Genomic DNA, 286 nt, shown 5'->3' on the forward strand with positions numbered 1-286 from the left:
TAAATAAGTTAAAATATTTGTTGATTAACAGAGTTGGCTTGCCTAAAAAATTCAAGATTGGTCATGCGGGAACTTTAGACCCATTGGCATCAGGTTTATTATTAATCTGCACTGGCAAATTCACCAAACGCATCACGGAATTACAAGGACAAGCCAAAGAATATACTGGCACTTTTCATATAGGAGCCACTACTCCATCCTACGATTTAGAAACAGAAATTGATCAACACTTCCCTACTACACATATCACCGAGTCGTTGATTCACGAAACTGTTAAGCAATTTTT

The 286-nt window shown here is 36.7% G+C and carries 1 pseudogene; it reads left to right on the forward strand.

Annotation, left to right across the window (positions count from 1 at the left end):
- A pseudogene (locus WFZ86_RS20260) lies at nt 1–286 on the forward strand (tRNA pseudouridine(55) synthase TruB); the annotation flags it as partial.

This window comes from Flavobacterium polysaccharolyticum, from assembly GCF_038739875.1.
GTDB lineage: Bacteria > Bacteroidota > Bacteroidia > Flavobacteriales > Flavobacteriaceae > Flavobacterium > Flavobacterium polysaccharolyticum.